The sequence below is a fragment of the Nocardia vinacea genome, from assembly GCF_035920345.1.
Taxonomy (GTDB): Bacteria; Actinomycetota; Actinomycetes; order Mycobacteriales; family Mycobacteriaceae; genus Nocardia; species Nocardia vinacea_A.
Genome location: NZ_CP109149.1, coordinates 2644826 through 2662266, shown reverse-complemented (window position 1 = coordinate 2662266; position 17441 = coordinate 2644826). Strand labels below are relative to the sequence as shown.

At 65.4% G+C, this 17441-nt stretch carries 11 protein-coding genes and 1 pseudogene; 6 read left to right on the top strand and 6 right to left on the bottom strand.

Features of this window, described 5'->3' with window-relative positions:
• Positions 1-189: 189 nt before the first annotated feature.
• Positions 190-726, bottom strand: coding sequence for a hypothetical protein (locus OIE68_RS12555; protein ID WP_327099554.1), 537 nt, complete (start codon positions 724-726; stop codon positions 190-192).
• Between the two features lie 228 nt (positions 727-954).
• Between OIE68_RS12555 and OIE68_RS12550 the strand changes: the two genes are divergently transcribed.
• Entirely contained in the window at positions 955-3120 is a 2166-nt protein-coding gene (locus OIE68_RS12550) for an acyltransferase family protein (RefSeq protein WP_327099553.1), read from the top strand.
• 21 nt (positions 3121-3141) lie between these two features.
• On the opposite strand, the gene OIE68_RS12545 is transcribed toward OIE68_RS12550, so the two are convergent.
• Positions 3142-4044, bottom strand: coding sequence for a class I SAM-dependent methyltransferase (locus OIE68_RS12545; protein WP_327099552.1), 903 nt, complete (start codon positions 4042-4044; stop codon positions 3142-3144).
• A 47-nt stretch (positions 4045-4091) separates the two neighbouring features.
• Positions 4092-6341, bottom strand: a complete 2250-nt coding sequence (locus tag OIE68_RS12540; RefSeq protein WP_327099551.1) for a serine/threonine-protein kinase — start codon at positions 6339-6341, stop codon at positions 4092-4094.
• Positions 6342-6680: 339 nt separating this feature from the next.
• Between OIE68_RS12540 and OIE68_RS12535 the strand changes: the two are divergent.
• A pseudogene (locus tag OIE68_RS12535) lies at positions 6681-9955 on the top strand (protein kinase domain-containing protein).
• Positions 9956-10012: 57 nt separating this feature from the next.
• On the opposite strand, the gene OIE68_RS12530 reads toward OIE68_RS12535, so the two are convergent.
• Positions 10013-11437 carry a CYTH and CHAD domain-containing protein gene (locus tag OIE68_RS12530; protein WP_327099550.1) on the bottom strand — a complete coding sequence of 475 codons (1425 nt, stop codon included), beginning with the start codon at positions 11435-11437 and terminating at the stop codon, positions 10013-10015.
• A gap of 579 nt (positions 11438-12016) precedes the next feature.
• Here OIE68_RS12530 and OIE68_RS12525 point away from each other — a divergent pair.
• The 4 genes from OIE68_RS12525 to OIE68_RS12510 all read left to right on the top strand — a co-directional run bounded on the left by OIE68_RS12525 (position 12017) and on the right by OIE68_RS12510 (position 15183).
• Entirely contained in the window at positions 12017-12142 is a 126-nt protein-coding gene (locus OIE68_RS12525; RefSeq protein ID WP_327099549.1) for a hypothetical protein, read from the top strand.
• A gap of 336 nt (positions 12143-12478) precedes the next feature.
• Positions 12479-12934 (top strand): hypothetical protein, encoded by a 456-nt coding sequence (locus OIE68_RS12520; RefSeq protein WP_327099548.1) that lies wholly within the window; start codon positions 12479-12481, stop codon positions 12932-12934.
• Positions 12935-13078: 144 nt separating this feature from the next.
• Positions 13079-14707 (top strand): MDR family MFS transporter, encoded by a 1629-nt coding sequence (locus tag OIE68_RS12515; RefSeq protein WP_327099547.1) that lies wholly within the window; start codon positions 13079-13081, stop codon positions 14705-14707.
• Between the two features lie 44 nt (positions 14708-14751).
• The gene (locus tag OIE68_RS12510; protein ID WP_327099546.1) at positions 14752-15183 is read left to right on the top strand and encodes a MarR family winged helix-turn-helix transcriptional regulator; all 432 of its coding nucleotides are present in this window, start codon (positions 14752-14754) and stop codon (positions 15181-15183) included.
• Here the strand turns inward: OIE68_RS12510 and OIE68_RS12505 are convergent.
• Both OIE68_RS12505 and OIE68_RS12500 read right to left on the bottom strand, forming a co-directional pair.
• Entirely contained in the window at positions 15161-16069 is a 909-nt protein-coding gene (locus OIE68_RS12505; protein WP_327099545.1) for a bile acid:sodium symporter family protein, read from the bottom strand. The two genes, OIE68_RS12510 and OIE68_RS12505, sit on opposite strands and share 23 nt — an antisense overlap.
• Positions 16070-16163: 94 nt before the next feature.
• Positions 16164-17438 carry a dihydrolipoamide acetyltransferase family protein gene (locus tag OIE68_RS12500; protein ID WP_327099544.1) on the bottom strand — a complete coding sequence of 425 codons (1275 nt, stop codon included), beginning with the start codon at positions 17436-17438 and terminating at the stop codon, positions 16164-16166.
• Positions 17439-17441 lie beyond the last annotated feature (3 nt).

The following is a 17441-nucleotide window of genomic DNA, read 5'->3' as shown; positions in this document are numbered from 1 at the left end:
GTTGGCGAACCAGTGTCGAACAAAGCGAGAAGGAATCGATTTTGGAGTATTTGTGCCCTATCAAATCACAGGCGGCGGCGTCATGACGTCACACGGGTTACATCCGGGGCAGGGCGCTCACCGGTTGCTGGATCGATAGCCACCCGAACGCGGAGCAGTCCTGAGATTCTGTATCCGGCGGGGAGTCACTCAGAGCGCTGCGAGAGCCAGTGCGGCGACCCACAGCTCTCGATCGATCGGATCGTCCGGCACACCGTGATCGGCCGACCGGAATGTTTCCACGACATCGGCACCGCGGTGCTCCCGGGCCGCCGACCAGAGATTGCCCCGTGCGTCGGCGGTCCGCATCACAGCCGCTTCCGCGTGGAATCCGAACCCCCACAGTGTCTTACGGGGGGCCCGCGAGAAGATCAGCGTCGCCAAATCCTGGAACGGCGGATCAGCAGACGTCGGCAGCGTGAGAACGCCGATCTGATCCGGACCCGCCAGGGTGAGGCCGAAAAAGAGGGGAGCCGAGTCCGACTGCTCGTTGGCTCCGAGCAAGGTAGCGGTCACGGTGCGGATCAGTTCGTCGGATGGGTAGAGAATCGTTCGCGGCATACTGCTTTCCGCCTTCCCGGGATGGACCGCGCTTCCCGCACCACGGTCGTCGGCCTGGATTTCCTCGATCGCGCGGGCGCTGGTGGTGTTTCGTTTCAGGCCGAGTCCGACGAGACCATTCCGCATCAGCCCCAGCCACCCACGCGCGCTTTGGCAGCGTAGCCCACGGTGAGGTGCGGATCTGCCACGGAGAGTGCGCATTTCGCGGCACGCATCCACGCCGTGGTCTCGACGCATAGTGAAATCCCGATCTCGAACTCCGTCTGCCTGTGGAGGCGAAAAATCGAGGTCGGGCAGCCTGGTGCGCGGTGAGTTGCCGTGACTTAACTGGGGCGATCGGTAACAATGCCGCGCATGACGGTGGCGGCGAGCGGCGGATTGATAAATCGGCGGGTTGATCAGGCACCCAGTGCGACACCGCGCAAGACATTTCGGCCCGACATCGAGGGGTTGCGAGCAGTCGCCGTGTTGGCCGTTGTGCTTTTTCATGCGAACACGCCCGGGCTCGGGGGCGCATTCGTCGGTGTCGATGTCTTCTTCGTCATTTCCGGCTTCCTCGTCACCGGAATCCTTTGGCGGGAAGCGGCTTCCGCCGACACTGTCGGGCTGCTCCGGTTCTACGGCGCGCGGGCCCGCCGTCTACTGCCCGCGGCGGGTGTCGTGGTGGTTGCCACCGCGATCGGTGCGGCGGTACTGCTGCCGCCGCTGCAGGCTCGCCAGGTCCTCGGCGATGGGATCGCCAGCGCCTTGTACGCCGGGAATTATCGGCTCGCGCTGCACGGCACCGACTACCTTGCCGGCGACACGCTCCCGTCGCCGTTTCAGCACTTCTGGTCGCTCGGTGTGGAGGAGCAGTTCTATTTGTTGTGGCCCGCGCTGATCGCCGGCACGGCCTGGTTCGCGCGGCGGCGCGGAATCGGATCGGCCGCTGTGTTCCCGTACCTGGTCGTTCTTGCGGTTGTCACCGCGCTCTCCTTCGCGCTCTCGCTGACCTGGACCCGCACGCTGCCACCGTGGGCGTTCTTCTCGCTGCCGACACGGGCCTGGGAGCTCGGCGCCGGCGGCATGATCGCGCTGTCGGTCGGCGTGTGGTCCCGGTTGCCGAAACCGGTCGCCGCCCCTGCCGGATGGATCGGTCTGACCCTGATCGTTGCTGCGTGTACCCAGCTGAACGGGAAGACCCCGTATCCGGGCACTGCGGCCCTGCTGCCCGTTCTCGGTACCGCACTGGTGATCGTATCGGGTTGTGTGGAAACACGATTCGGGCTCGGTCGCGGACTGGCGGCGCCGGTAATGCGGGCGATCGGCCGCGTGTCGTACTCCTGGTATCTGTGGCACTGGCCGGTATTACTGCTGGCGCCGTGCGCGCTCGGTCACCAACTCGGACGGAGTGGCTCGATGGGCGCGGTCATGATGGCAGGCGGACTCGCCATGCTCACGTTTTGGCTGGTCGAGAACCCGGTTCGCTTCGCCGCCCCATTGCGAGGGTCGGCCGCACGTAGCCTCGCCTGTGGCGGCGCGATCACCGCGGTCGCCGGTGGTGTGGCACTGATGCTGCTCGTGCTCATTCCCGTCCCGGTCGGCCGCGGCGCGGCGGCCGCGGCTCTCACACTCGCCACGCCGGCCGCGCCGGCCACCCTCAGCGCGGTCGCGCGCGACGAGGCGGTCGGGCAGCTGACCGCACAGACGCAGGCCGCAGTCGCTGCCTCGGCCGAAATCCGCGCTGTCCCTTCGAATCTCACCCCCGCACTGGCCGACGCGCCCGGCGACAAGGCGGGCGTGTTCGTCGACGGCTGCGTGCGATCGTGGCGTGACGTGGGACAGGCCGAGTGCGCCTCCGGCGATCCGGACTCGGCCACGACAGTGGCCCTGGTCGGTGATTCACACGCCGCGATGTGGCATCCGGCGTTCGAGTCGATCGCCGCGCAGCGGCACTGGCGGCTGGAAACCATGGCCAAGGTCACCTGTCCGTTGCTCGGCTTGCCCATCACCAGCCCTTATCTGGGCCGGGAGTACACCGAATGCGAGCAGTGGCGCGGCCAGATCCTGACCAGGTTGCGGGCCGAACACCCCCGGCTGATCGTGGTGAGCATGTCCCGGCGCTACGGCGCCGATTTCGGCTTCGTCTCTTACGACCAGGCCTGGATCGACAGCCTGAACCGCCTGGTCGGCCAGCTGCGAGCGACCGGAGCGGCGGTCCTCGTTCTCGGGTCGATCCCCGATCCGCACACCACCGTGCCTGCGTGCCTGTCCGAACATATCGACAATGCCGCGGCATGCACGCCGGCGCGGCCGGACGCGGTCGATGACGCGGGTATGGCGGCTGAGCACGCGGCAGCTACCACCGGCGGCGGCCAGTACGCCGATCTGACCTCGCTGTTCTGTACCGCCGCCAGCTGCCCCCTCATCATCGGTGACAACCTGGTGTACCGCGACGACAATCACCTCACTGTCAGTTACGCCAGAACACTCGGACCGGTCATCGCCGCACTCGCTGACCGTGCGCTGGCCAACGGCTGAGCGGGCCAGGCAGGTCCGGGTTCACCGGTGCTTCTCGGCGGATACGTAGGACGCCTGCTGCAGCCGGTCGAGCAGCTCGGCGGGCAGGTCGGTGGGCAAGTCGGTGATCGGACGGCCGTAGCCGGCGGCCAGGTCGAAGGGGGTGACGCGGTGGACCGACCAGCTGTGCCGAGACAGCCAGTCCCCGGGATCGACGCGGGTGTCGTCGTACCACAGGTCGCGCACGTTCAGGTTGCCGAACGGGTTGCTGCCGAAGAACCTTTCCTCCATGTCGAAGTGGTGCTGGTCCATGCCGCGGCCGAAGTCGTCGGCGGCCACGCAACTGGCGGGCGCGGACAGGGCGTCGATGCGTTCGAACAGTGCGTCGTGTGCCGAACCCGGCAGGAAAGGCAAGAGCCCCTCGGCCGACCACGCCGCCGGCCGCCCGGGATCGAAACCCGCAGCAGTGAGCGCGGCGGGCCAGTCGTCGCGCAGATCGACCGCCAGCGCGCGCCGATCGGCCGTGGCCACGGCACCGTGCTCGGCGAGCACCCGGTTCTTGAACTCCAGCACACCGGGCTGATCGATCTCGAAGACGACCGTGCCCGCGGGCCAATCCAGTCGATAGGCCCGCGCGTCGAGACCGGATGCCAGGATCACTGCCTGCCGCATACCCTGCTGCCATGCCGCGGCGAAGAACTCGTCGAAGAACTTTGTCCGAATCCCTATGAACCGCCCGAACAATCCGACCGAGCCCCCCGACGCCGGTTCGTCCAGTTTCTGCAGAAAGTGCGGTTCACCCGCCGCCTCGACGAACCACGCCGCGTAGTCGTCGTGGATCATCGGCTCGGGATCGAGCGTCTCGCGTGCGCGAAACGTGGCGACGCCCAGGGCGGTCAGCCCCACGCTCGTCACGATGTCCCAGCTGTCTCCGTCCGTTCGCATAAATATCACCCCATGGTGTCAGCGATCAATGACAGGTCGTTCAGCGGTCAGGTGCGGTAATGCGGGTTCACGATGCGCTCGAGGGCCGCCAGATCCGATTGCAGGGCGTAGAAGGTGCGCAGGGCGACGGCGAACGCGATGAACCCACCGATACACAGGGCTACTATCGAGCCGATCACCGTGTGCTGCTGATGCGGAGTCAGGAATATCAGCCCCAACGACACGCCGATCAGCGGAACCGATGCTGCCACACCGAGATACACGCGGCTGCGCCGGATCAGCCGATGCAGCCGGGGAGCGTCGTCGGGGGAGATGTGACCGGCGGCGACCAAACCCGGGTAGTACCAGCGCAAGACGAAAAAGGTGGCCGGAAAGTACGTGTACACGACCGCCACTGCGGCCGCGACGAGGCTCGAGGCAATCAGATTCGCCAGCAGGCCACCAGGTATCGGCCCCAGCGTCAGCAGCTTCACCGCGAAGATAACCATGGCCAGGATCCATCCGATAAACGCGACTGCCGCGATTCGGTCGCCGCAGGCCAGGGTGTCGGCGCGCGCCCGAGCGAGGGTGGCCTCGTCGAATTGCTTGCCCCGGCGCAGGCCGTCGGGCACCAGAAAGACGTTGCGGCACCAGTACAGCAGGCCTGCGATGGCGACCGGATAGGAGATCGCGATCACCACGTACCCCAGGTGGGTCAGCCGCCCGGCAGCCTCGGAGCCCAGTTCGAGTTGGATCAGGCGGACGTTGTGCGCCGACAGGTACAGTCCCGCCGCGACCTGGCCGAACATGCTTGCCGGAATCACCACCGGGATCGGCCGCATGCGCAGCCGTGCCCGCAGGCTGTGTGCGGGCGGGTCGACCAGGTCGCGGGCGGCCCGGTCCTGGCTCAATTCCAGCTGCTGGGCCAGTTCCGCGCCGCCGGGGTAGCGGTCGGCGGGGTCGGGCGCAAGGCAGGTGAGTAGTGCATGACGCAGGAGGGCCGGGCAGTCCGGGGGCAGGTCGGCTTCGAGGTTCGCATCGTCGATCCGGCGGCGTCGATCGACCATTGCCTGCAACGATTGCTCCGATTCGCCTGCTCCGAAGCCGTCGTCGAACGGTCGCCGTCCGGTGAGTAGTTCCCACAGGACCACAGCCAGCGAGTAGAGGTCGCTGCGGGTATCGAGATCGGCCGCAGTGGTGGCCAGGGTGGGGTGGCAGGCCTCGAGCTGTTCGGGGGACATGTAGGCCAGGGATCCGCCGAAGTAGGCGACGGGGTTCGCACCGGGCAGGTGGCGGCTGAAGCTGATGTTGAAGTCGGCCAGTTTGGGCTGGCCGTCGGCGGTCAGCAGCACATTTGCGGGTTTGATGTCGCGGTGCAGCACACCGTGGTGGTTGGCGTAATCGAGCGCGGCGGCCAGCCGGGCGCCCAACCGGGCTACGGTTTCCGGCCAGGTGAGCTGTTCCAGTTCCGCGCGCGCGGGCGAGTTCTGCGGCTCGAGCACGCCACCGCTGGTGGTGGCGGCGTCGATGGCCTGCAGCAGCAGCTTGCCGCTACGTCGTTCCGGTGGGGTGCTGCGCAGTTGCCGCAGGACGCCCAGCAGGGTGCCGCCGGGCACGTACTGCATGTACATCAGCTTCAGATGCTGTTCGGCGAGCTGACGCTGATCGAAGACGCGGACGATGTAGTCGTGGTCGAGCTGGGCCAGCGTCTGCGGTTCGGTGCCGCGGTCGCGGGAGATCTTCACTGCCACCAGCCGGCTCATCGATCGCTGCCGGGCCAGGAATACGCGCGCGAAGGCGCCGCGGCCGAGCGGCAGCAGCAGATCGAAATCGTCGACCGAGGCGCCCGTACCGATGGCCTCGAGGGCATCGAGCGCCTTGGGGTCGGCCAGCAGCGTGCTGCGCAGACCGCCGACATCGAAAGTCTCGGTGATGCGGGCCATTTGGTTCGGATAGTCGTGCTCGTACTCGGTGAGGTCGACGTCGTTGCGGCAGCTGCGGGCACTGATCTCCTCGTAGACGAGATCCGGCGGCAACGGGGCAGTGCCCAATTCCGGGAACTGCTCGCGATAGTCGGCCAGGCGCAGCGCGTCGTCGCTGCGCTGCCACCGTTCGTGCAGATCGACTTTGATCAGCTCGATCAACGTGGTCCGCCGCAGCGCGGGCTCGAGGGGCAGATGCGCCGACAAATCGGGCGGTTCGCTCGATGCTTTCCAGTCCCCGGCGAACTGGGCAACCAGAGTCGTCAACGCGGTCTGCGTTGCTGTCGCGCGGGCTACACCGACGCCGGGTGTGTTCGCTCCGAGGTTCTGATTCATCGTCGCTCGCTTCGAAGTGGTCGAGCCCGGCTCCCGCACCGAGGGGTTTCGGATCCCTCCGGGGGAGTAGCTGGCACTTCACCAACAGCCTTTCGCCCTTGTGGGCATTTGTCCACCCCCGACCTCGTTTGGCGAACCAGGCCTCGGCTGCCCTGATTCTCGCAACCGCTTCGACCACCAACGGTCGACCGACCGATATTCGAACCGGTCGGCCCCCGGGAGTCGCGATGCGGACCGGCGGGCCGTTCACCTTTGTTGGCGATACGCTGGGCATTGTCGGAAGGGTGAGCAGATGGTGCCCGGTTTCGGTGCACATGCCGAGTGGATCGCACGCCGCTGATGGTCGGCGATGATCCGCCGCGGACCCAACGTGACGTGAGCATGCCCGTCGCGGTGGAGTTGAGTGCGTCCGGGTTCGAGGATGCCGCGGAGATCGGCCGCGGTGGTTTCGGTGTGGTGTATCGCTGCAGGCAGGTGGCGCTGGACCGCACGGTTGCGGTGAAGGTGCTGACCGATGAGCTGGACGAAGACAATCGGGAGCGGTTCTTCCGCGAGCAGCAGGCGATGGGCCGACTGACCGGGCATCCGAATATCGTCACGGTGCTGCAGGTGGGTGTCACCGCGAGCGGCCATCCGTATCTGGTGATGCCGTATCACCCGTTGGATTCGCTGGATGCGTGGGTTCGTCGGCAGGGCCGGGTGCCGGTGGAGACGGTGTTGTGGATCGGGGTGAAGATCGCGGGCGCGCTCGAGAGCGCGCATCGGCTCGGGATCGTGCATCGGGATGTGAAGCCGGGAAATATTCTGCTGACCGATTACGGGGAGCCGGCGTTGACCGATTTCGGTATCGCGCGCATGTCCGGCGGTTTCCAGACAGCGACGGGCATCTTGACCGGGTCGCCGGCGTTCACCGCCCCGGAGGTGCTCGGTGGCGAAGCCGCGACACCGGCGGCGGATGTCTATGGGCTGGGTGCGACCTTGTTCTGCGCGCTGACCGGGCATGCCGCGTTCGAGCGTCGTAGCGGTGAGCAGGTGGTAGCCCAGTTTTTGCGGATCACCAGCCAGCCGGTGCCGGATCTGCGGGATAGCGGTATTCCTGATGACTTGTCGGCGGTGGTGGAATCGGCGATGGGCCGGGATCCACAGCGGCGGCCGTCGGCGACCGAGGTAGGTGAGGCCATCCGCCAGGTACAGCGGCGTCACGGATATCAGGTGGGCGAGATGGCGCTGCGGACACCGGACAGCGGGCCGCACGAGCACACGCCGCCGTCGCAGGTATGGTCTGGGCCGCAGACAACGGGGGGTCGCGGCAGCACTGGTGAGCTGCCGCTGGAGTTGACCAGTTTCGTCGACCGCCGTACCGAGGTGTCGGAGATCAAGGCTTTGCTGTCGGTGTCGCGGCTGGTGACGTTGGCCGGGATCGGTGGTGTCGGCAAGACCCGGCTGGCGCTGCGGGCGGCGTCGAACGCGCGACGCGATTTCCCCGACGGGGCATGGGTGATCGAGCTGGGCGACGTGCGAGACCCGGCACTGCTGATCGGCGTCGTGGCGTCCACGCTGGGCCTGCGGGACGATTCGGCTCGACCGATGCAGCACGTGCTGGTCGAGTTCCTGTGTTCCCGGGAAACGTTGCTCGTTGTGGACAATGGCGAGCAGGTTGTGGAGGCGTTGGCGGAGCTGGTCGAAACATTGTTGCTGGCGTGTCCGAGCCTGCGGATTCTGGTCACCAGCCGCGAGCCGCTCGACATCGCCGGGGAAGCAGTGCTGCGGGTGCTGCCGCTGACTGTTCCGGGCACCGACGGTGAGCCGACGCTGCGGGGATTGCCTAAATACGACGCGTTGACATTATTCGCCGAACGCGCCGCGCTGGTCGTACCGGGCTTCGAACTCACCGACGACAACAAGGCCGCTGTGGCCGGTATCTGTTCGCGGCTGGACGGGTTGCCGCTGGCGATCGAACTTGCCGCGGCACGGATGCGCACCATGTCGCCCGAGCAGATCCTGGCGCGGCTCAGCGACCGGTACGCGCTGCTGACCCGCAGCAGTCGCACCGCGCCGAAGCGGCAGCAGACGCTGCGTTGGTGCATCGACTGGAGCTACCAATTGTGCACGCCGGCCGAGCAGCGGCTATGGGCCCGATTGTCGGTATTCGCCGGCGGCTTCGAACTCGACGCCGCCGAACGGGTGTGCGGTGCGGACCTGGAGCTCGAGAGTTTGTTGGATGCGTTGTCTTCCCTGGTGGACAAGTCGATCGTAAACCGGGAGACGCTGGAGGACGCCGTGCGCTTCCGGATGCTCGAGACGATTCGCGACTACGGTCGGGAGAAGTTGCAAGAGTCCGGCGAATACGAGGATCTGCGTCGACGGCACCGCGACTGGTACGAGCGGCTGGCGCTGGATGCCGAGGCCGGCTGGATCAGTGACCGGCAGCCCTACTGGTTGACCCGGCTCGACCGTGAACAACCAAACCTGCTGGACGCGCTCGAGTTCTGCACGTCCGAGGACAGTGCGGAATCGGCCGTGGCTGGGCTACGCATTGCGGCCGTGTTGGCTACTGTGTTCTGGGGTTTTCGGGGCCTGTGGGGTGAGGCCAGACGCTGGCTCGGCCGCGCCCTTGCCAACCCCGCCGCACGATCGATACCCGACCGTGTCAGGGCGCTTCATGACAGCAGTAACGCAGCCGCGATGCAGCGGGACTTTCAGTCAGCAGGTGCCTTACTGGACGAAGGACGCGCACTGGCCGAACAGGATCCCACTCCTCTGAACCAGGCGCTGATTGCTAAGGCCGAGGGCACTTTGGCGCTGTATAGGAATGAACCCGCTCGCGCGGTCTCCTGCCTCGAGCGTGCCGTCGAAGTGTTCAGCTCGAACCTGCGGGGACACCTCCATATCGCTACGTTGGTGTTGCTCGGTTGGGCACATGCTCTGCAGGGGGACAAACGGCGGGCGATCGAGTATCACGATCGAATTGTTTCCATCACCGAAGCGCGCGGCGAATCGTTGTTTCGCTCGGCCGCCCTGGGGGCGAAGGGCATTGCCGTCTTGCAGCAGGGCGAGCGGTCCGACGCACTCCAGTTGCTGCAGGAATCGCTGCGAGTCAGCCGGTCCGCGCGCAGCCCTCTCGTCACGGCCGTCGATCTCGAGGGGCAGGCCTGGATCGCCGCCGATCGCGATGGTGAGCGCTCGGCCGTTCTGCTGGGCGCCGTGGAAAATCTGTTGCGGGCCTCCTCTGGCTTGTCGACTTTTTCCCGGAGCTATTCAGATTTCACGACGAATGTGAGCGCACGGCGCGTCGTGTGCTCGGCAACCGAGGATTCGATGCGGCATTCCGGCGCGGCCAATCCATGGGAATAAACGCCGCAGTCGCCTACGCGCTGGGGGAGCCGACAACCGCCGGCCCGCGAGCTTCGGAACTGGCATTGACCAAACGCGAGCAGCAGGTCGCAGACCTTGTGGCCCAAGGACTCACCAATAAGCAGATCGCGGCGAAACTGGTGATCTCGCAACGCACCGCGGACGGGCATGTCGAACACATCCTGAGCAAACTCGGATTCACCTCCCGCGCGCAGATCGCTGCCTGGATCGTGGATCAAAGCCGGCAAGCGACTTCGTGACCGCACAGTCCAGCTGAACCCGCGCTCCGGTCGCGCCCGGACAACTCCTGTCGCTTGCTACCTCGTGGCGATTTTGGAGGTCTTACGCCGGGCATCGTCGGCGGCGTGCATTTCGTTTGCGTACAGCAGGCCGAAGGTGAAGCCGTTCTCGCCGGCTGCTGTGCCTGCGGTCGTCGCGGTGCGCCACAGGAATCGTGCAGATACGATTCCGTCGTTGTAGTCGCCGAGCACGCGTTGAATCTTCTTGTAGTACTTGATGTTCGGCTTCGCTCGCGAGTGTTTTCCCGCGGGCTCGAGTAGTTCGGCGGCGTAGCGGGCTCGTTTGGCGGCCTTGCGGGCGCGGTGCAATGACGCCTGTCGTTGGTCGTGCAGGGCGGTCGTGAGCCGGTGATCGGCTTTGCGGGCGGCTTTGCGAGCCCGCTGCACGAGTTCACGTCTGCGAAGTCGCCTGTCGAACGGCGGGTGCGATTGCCAGGCATGCAGGGTCGCGAGCAATTCCAGGTAGCGAGTCGAGTCCATGGCCTCGGTGATTGCATTGCGGCTGGGCACCTGTCGGGCCAGAATCGTCGCGTCGATGCGCGCGGCGACCGGGCCGAGGACGAGTTCGGACGGCAGTTTATGCACCTGGTCGGCCAGACGGCGATGTTGGACGTGGCAGTCGCGCACATCGCCGAGTAACCCTGCATACCACTTCAATTCGTCCTCGACAGCACCGATGGCGGAGCGGTCCAACAGCTTTCCGAACACGCGCAGGGTGCTGCGCAGACGCCGCGTCGCGACGCGGGTGTCGTGGATCGGTTCCTGGCCGCGGCGCAGAGCGACATCACCGGCGAAGATCATGTCGATCTGCGCGGTCATGTACTCGTAGATGGCGCGCTCCGCCGCAGTGTCCGTGACCGGCTTGGGCTGCGGGGGCAGCACGTGAGAGAGCTTGGAGGGAAATTCCGATCTGCGTGCGCCCGCCTCAGCGAGACTGTCCACCAGCGCCTCGGGTACAGCGTCGATTCGCGGGCCGAGTTCGACCTCGATCTCGTGCCAGGCGACGGAACTTCCGTCAGCCGGTGTCGTATCGACGATGTCGTCGTCGACTTCGACTATCAATTCGCCGTCCGGCCCGAGTACACGGTGGCGATTCCGCAGCGTGTGAATCGTGGTGACCGCGTGCAGTGGTTTACCCAGCGCCGCGCCGGTGACTACCTCGACGAACTCGGGCGGCAGTTCCTCCGAGAGCGGGGCATGCAATTCGGTGCGACCGTTCGGATGGGGAACTTTCAACTGCCAGCCGGATTCGTCGGCACCTTCCCGGCGGCGCAGGGTGAGATTGTGAGCGAGCAGATCTCGCTCTGGGGTATCGAAATAGGTGCTGGTCAATTCGACCGACGTCGTTTCGATACGACTGTCGGAGACGAGGTTGTCCAATGCCGGAAGAGAAAAGACCTCGTCGACCTCCCATTTGCTTTCACGTTCCAGTACTTCCTCCATAAATTGGGCGTTCCCGGCCCACCACCCCTGAAACAGTCGACGTCGCCCTCATCGAGATCGATCTCGTCGCGTATTCGGCCGGTCTCAACCACGCTTGCCGCCGCGCCGGACCGTGGATGAACATCTCGATCTTGCGGCGCACGTCGGGTGCGGCGAGCATCGCCTGCCCGGTCGGCGACCGCGGCCTCTGTCCTCGACCGGTACCTGTCGCTTTCGGACAACTCCCGCGCGGCGACCACCATTGCGTGGTGCGGTGCCCAGGCCTGCGTCGAACACCGAAAACCGGGGACGGTCGGGGTGATATTGGGCAGCATCACGGGCGAGGCGACTTCGCCGGTCCACGAAATCAGCTGCGGCAGTTGATCTTCGGCGTGAAAAATCGGCAAGAAGTCCTGATCGAACATCCGAATAGGTTGCGGGCCAGGCTATCGGAGTCGCGAGCCCGCAACCTACGGTATCGATCGCGATCCGGTGCGGTGGCCGGCGAATGTCGGTATTCCGCGTGTCGGTGTGATGTCGAGGGCATACTGGGCGAGCCAAAGCTGCACCGAGGAGAGACAAGACCCGAAGGGGCCCGTCGTGACCAGTGCGATCGTCGCTCGTGTTGCCGAAATCGCCGAACCGCGCGCCGAACTACGCCAGACCCGCGCGGCGGTGGACGCATTGAAAATCCAACCCGCGCAGCTATTGGCCGAGCGCAGGTAAGCAGGCACGTCCGCCGCGAGCAGGCCGCGCCCGACCGGGCACGCGACTGGCTCGACGGCACCAACGCCCATAGCGAACTAGAAAGGCGCGACGCTCGGTGCGATCTGCGTCAGCCGTTCGTGAACCTGGATTGCCCACTGCCCCAGCCGATATCGCTCGATTCATCACGCCGACCGGGGCGGTAGAGCCCCGCCGGTCACTGCCGTCATCGCTAGTTATTGCCCGGCTGCATGTTCGATGTCGGCGACGAATTCCAGTCATTATCAAGCTATCTCAACTCGGAGGAAACGGATGAACCCATGGACTGAGCGGCTCTCGGTCAACAGAGTCGCTGTCGTGTCCGCCTCGGTTCTGATTGCAGTGGCGGCGGTCGCATCATTCGCGTTCGCGCATCATCTGGCACGGTTGGCCGGAACGCCATCGACCATCGCGTGGCTGTGGCCGATCGTGGTGGGCCTCACGGTCTTTCAGATCGCGTACTGCTACGTGATGGTCGGAACGTTGCCGTATCGGACTGGAATCATCCGACTGTACTTCGGGGTTCTCCTGCTGAGCGGTGTGGCCGCCGGCGTCCTCGGAAACGCGTTCAACGCAACGGATCCCGGCGAGCTTTCGCTGGCCGCCAAAGCCATCATGGGTGCGATTCCGCCGCTGTGTCTGCTGCTGGTGGTCCTCAACACCTCGATCTTCTTCAGCACAACCAAACCGTGGCTGCACGGTGCGGACAATTTCTCCCGAGGTACAGCGGCTGAAACGCCCGTCGTCGACGCGGCCGGACGTCTTTTGTCGTAGCCCGTCCCGTCCTCGACTAGTTGCCTTGGGCAACTAATCTGATATGGTAGCCCCGAGCAACTATCGACGGGGTCCGCGATGACGTCCACTCAGCGGGCAATCCGGTGCCGCGTGCACTAGCGCCACGAGAGAGTGAGGCCTGCCTTGTCGCAGAATTTGCAGGACGCCGACCAGGAGAAGGCCGCGCCGGACCTGAACAAGCACGCCGAGCCCGGCGCTCCGATGACACACCGTCAGATCATGGAAACGCTGACCGGACTGCTGACCGGCATGTTCGTCGCGATCCTGTCCTCGACCATCGTGGCGAACGCGCTGCCCACGATCATCTCCGATCTGCATGCGGGCCAGACCGCCTACAGCTGGGTGATCACCGCGACCCTGCTCGCGATGACGGTGACCACGCCGATCTGGGGAAAACTGTCGGATCTGGTCGACAAGAAACTTCTCGTGCAGATAAGCCTGGTCATCTTCGTCGTGGGCTCGATCATCGCGGGCCTGGCCGCCAACGTGGGACAGCTGATCGCGGCGCGGACGATCCAAGGTGTCGGTGCAGGCGGTATGACGGCGCTGACCCAGACCATCATGGCGGTCATGATCTCGCCCCGCGAACGCGGTCGCTACGGCGGCTACATGAGCGGTCTCTTCGCCGTCGGCACCGTCGTGGGACCGCTGGTGGGCGGTGCCATCGTGGATACTTCCTGGCTGGGCTGGCGGTGGTGCTTCTTCATCGGCATCCCCGTTGCGGCGGTCGCATTGGTCGTACTCCAGAAGACGATGCACCTGCCGATGGTCAAGCGGCAGACATCGGTGGACTGGCTCGGAGCGCTGCTGGTGGCCGCCGCTACCTCGCTGCTGCTGATCTGGATCTCGTTCGCCGGCGACAAGTACGCCTGGCTGTCCTGGCAGACCGGCGTGATGATCGGCGGCACAGTGGTTTTGGTCGCGCTGTTGCTGCTGACGGAGTCGAAGACGAGCGAGCCGATCATCCCGCTGTACCTGTTCGGCAATCGCACCATCGTGCTGGCCGTCGTGGGCTCCTTGGTCGCGGGTGTGGCCATGTACGCGGGCACCACTTTCCTCAGCCAGTACTTTCAACTCGCCCGGGATGCGTCACCGACGGCGGCCGGCCTGCTCACCCTGCCGATGATCTTCGGCCTGGCCATCGTGTCGATCGTGTCGGGGCGGCTGATCTCCCGGACCGGCCGCTGGAAGATCGTCCTGGTCATCGGCAGTGTGCTCATGGTGGTCGGTGTCACCTCGTTGGGCACCGCCCGCGCCGACACCCCTTACGGATTGCTGGCCGTCTACATGTTCTGCGTCGGCGCCGGAGTCGGCATGACTATGCAGAACTTGGTACTCGCCGTACAGAATCAAGTGCGCATCCACGAGATCGGCGCGGCCAGCGCGACTGTCGCGTTCATGCGATCTCTCGGCGGCGCGATCGGCGTTGCCGCACTTGGTGCGGTCATGGCGAACAGCATCACCCACTACACCGAAACGGGTTTGGCCCGGCTGGGAATCCCCGGCAGTGGCGTTCATTCGGGTAGCAGCCTGCCGAGCTTGTCAGCACTGTCGGCCCCGGTCCGCTCGGTAGTGGAAGACGCCTATGGACACGGCGTCGCCGATGCCTTCCTCTGCGCCGCGCCGCTGGCCGTACTCGCGCTGGTCGCCGTCCTGTTCATCCGAGAGGTCCCGCTGCGCACCACAAATGCCCCGGACCCTGTAGTCGAAGCGGCTGGACCGCGGACCGAGGGTAAAGTCGGCCACTCTTGAGTAACCCGTATGCTTCACGCGGCGCTGTGGAGGTGGGTAAGACGGTGAACGATACGATCGACGAGATCGAGGAGCAGCTCATTGTGGCGCTGCGGCGCAGCCGCAGAACCTCGTTCGAGTCCGCGGAACGTGTCCATCCCGGTCTCGAACCCGCCGCCTACGCCTTCCTGATGCGGCTCGACGCCATCGGCCCCAGCCGTCCCAGCGACCTGGCCAGCTACTTCCGTATCGGGAAAGCCACTACCGGACGCCAACTTTCGGCACTCGAGGAACTCGGACTAATCGACCGGCAACCCGATCCGGACGACGGTCGCGCACAGCTGCTCGCACTGACCACGCTCGGCAAACAGCGGTTGGACGCGACCCGCGTCGCCCGCCGCCGAGTGCTGCACGAACGACTGTCGAGCTGGCCCGAATCCGACCTGGCAACACTCGCCGAACTCCTGCACCGCCTCAATGCCGAATTCGGCGACTGAGACCGTCACCCTCTTCGGTCCGCACCGCGGTGTGTCGCCGGGTGATGAGCCAACCGACAGCGCCCGCGACCGGGAGCATGATTCCGCCGTAAACCCCTGCGGGCACACTTATTTCGGTGCTGTCGAGAACGCTGATGGCGATGGTGATGGCGATGGCACTGTTGTGGATACCGATCTCCATCGAGCAGGCTATCGCCTGGCGGATGTCGACGCCGAGCCATCGGGGGACGAAGTAGCCCACAGTCAAGCTGAGCAGGCAGAAGACAAAGGTGACCGCGCCGACGTCGAGGAGATATCCCGGCAGGTCAGCGGCGCCGCTGATCACGCTTGCGGCTATGACTAGTACCAGGGTCAGCGCCGAGCCGATGCGCACCGGGCGGTTCATCCGGTCGGCGAAGTCGGGGGATAGCCGCCGCACCAGCATACCGACGATGACCGGGATCAGGATCATCGCGAACACCTGGATCACCTTGCCGAACTGCAAGCCCAGTCCGCTCGCACCGGCTTCGGGTTCGAAGTAGTCGATCGCGAAGTTCGTGATCAGGGGTGCGGTGACGACCGCGATGATCGAATTGACGGCCGTGAGGGATACGTTGAGTGCGACATCGCCGCCGAACAGGTGACTGAGCAGGTTGGCCGTGGTACCGCCCGGCGACGACGCGAGCAGCAGCATGCCGACGGCAAGGGTCGGCGGTAGATCGAAGAGCAGGACCAGACCGAACGCGATTGCCGGCAGCACGAGCAACTGACACGCCAGCGCGATAGCGACCGTCCTGGGTTGGCGCGCGATCCGGGTGAAATCGTCGACGCTGAGCGAAAGTCCCAGCCCGAACATGATCACGGCCAAAGCCAGTGGCAGAGCCAGTGATACGAGCGGTGAGTTCACCGGTGTTCCTTCGTCGCGTTGGAGTGGACGCGGAAACGGTATCCGGCTGGGGCGGTGAGGTGGCCTGGTCCTTCCGCTCAGCGAGAAGGACCGGTCAGGTGATGATGCGCAAGGGGTGTTCCAGGAGTTCGGTCAACTGTTGGAGGAACCGTGCGGCGGTTGCGCCGTCGATTGCGCGGTGGTCGGCGGAGAGAGTGACGCGCAGGATGCTGCGGGTGACGACCTGGGAGTTGTCGAGGCGTAGTTCGTCTTTGGCCGCGCCGACGGCGAGGATGGCGGATTCTGGCGGGTTGATGACGGCGGTGAATTGTTCGATGCCGAACATGCCGAGGTTGGAGATGGTGAAGGTGCCGCCGCTCATTTCGTCGGCGCGCAGTTTGCGGTCGCGGGCGCGTTCGGCTTTGTCGCGGGTTTCGGTGGCGATTTCCGAGACGCTCTTGCGGTCGGCGTCGCGGACGACCGGGACGAGGAGTCCAGCGGGGGTGGCGACGGCGATGCCGAGGTGAATTCCGCGGTGCCGCAGGAGTTTGTCGTCGGCGATGGAGACGTTGACGGCGGGGTCGGTGCGCAGTGCGGTGGCGACCGCTTTGACGAGTAGGTCGTTGACGCTGACCTTGGTTTTGCCTGCTTGTTCGAGGGTGCGGTTGATCTCGGCACGGAAGGCCAGCAGGTCGGTGACGTCGATTGCGCTGGTCAAGTAGATGTGCGGGGCCTGCTGTTTGCTTTCGGTGAGGCGTTTGGCCGAGACCTGCTGGATGGTGCTGAGCGGGATCTCGTCGTAGTCGCCTGCGGGGGTCACGGATGCTACCGGCGGCGCAGTGGGAGTGGATTCGATAGCGCGGTAAGCGGATTCGACATCGTTGCGAGTGACCCGTCCGCCGGGGCCGGTGCCGGTTACGGTGGCGAGGTCGACGTGGAGTTCGCGGGCGATCTTGCGGGCCAGCGGTGAGGATTTCTTGTGAGTTCCGGTCTCCATAGCCGCGGAAAAAGTTCCCGATGTGTCGATCGGATTATTCTGTGTACCAACACTTCCCGGCGGATCGGCCGCCTGGTCCTTCGCCGTATCACTCGATGCCGCACCGCTTTCGGCTGCAGCGGCGTTCGATCCGGCAGAGCCGCCCGCCGCGGACCCGGTTCCGTCGCCGATCAGCGCGATTGTATTGCCGATCGGGACGCGCGAGCCCGGTTCGAACAGAATCTGTTCGAGGATGCCGTCCTCGTAGGCCTCGAGTTCCATGAGGGCTTTGTCGGTTTCGATTTCGGCGAGGATATCGCCGCGGCTGATCTTGTCGCCGACCTGTTTGAGCCAGGCGACGACGACGCCTTCCTCCATGGTGTCGGACAGGCGGGGCATGATGATGTCGGGCATGTG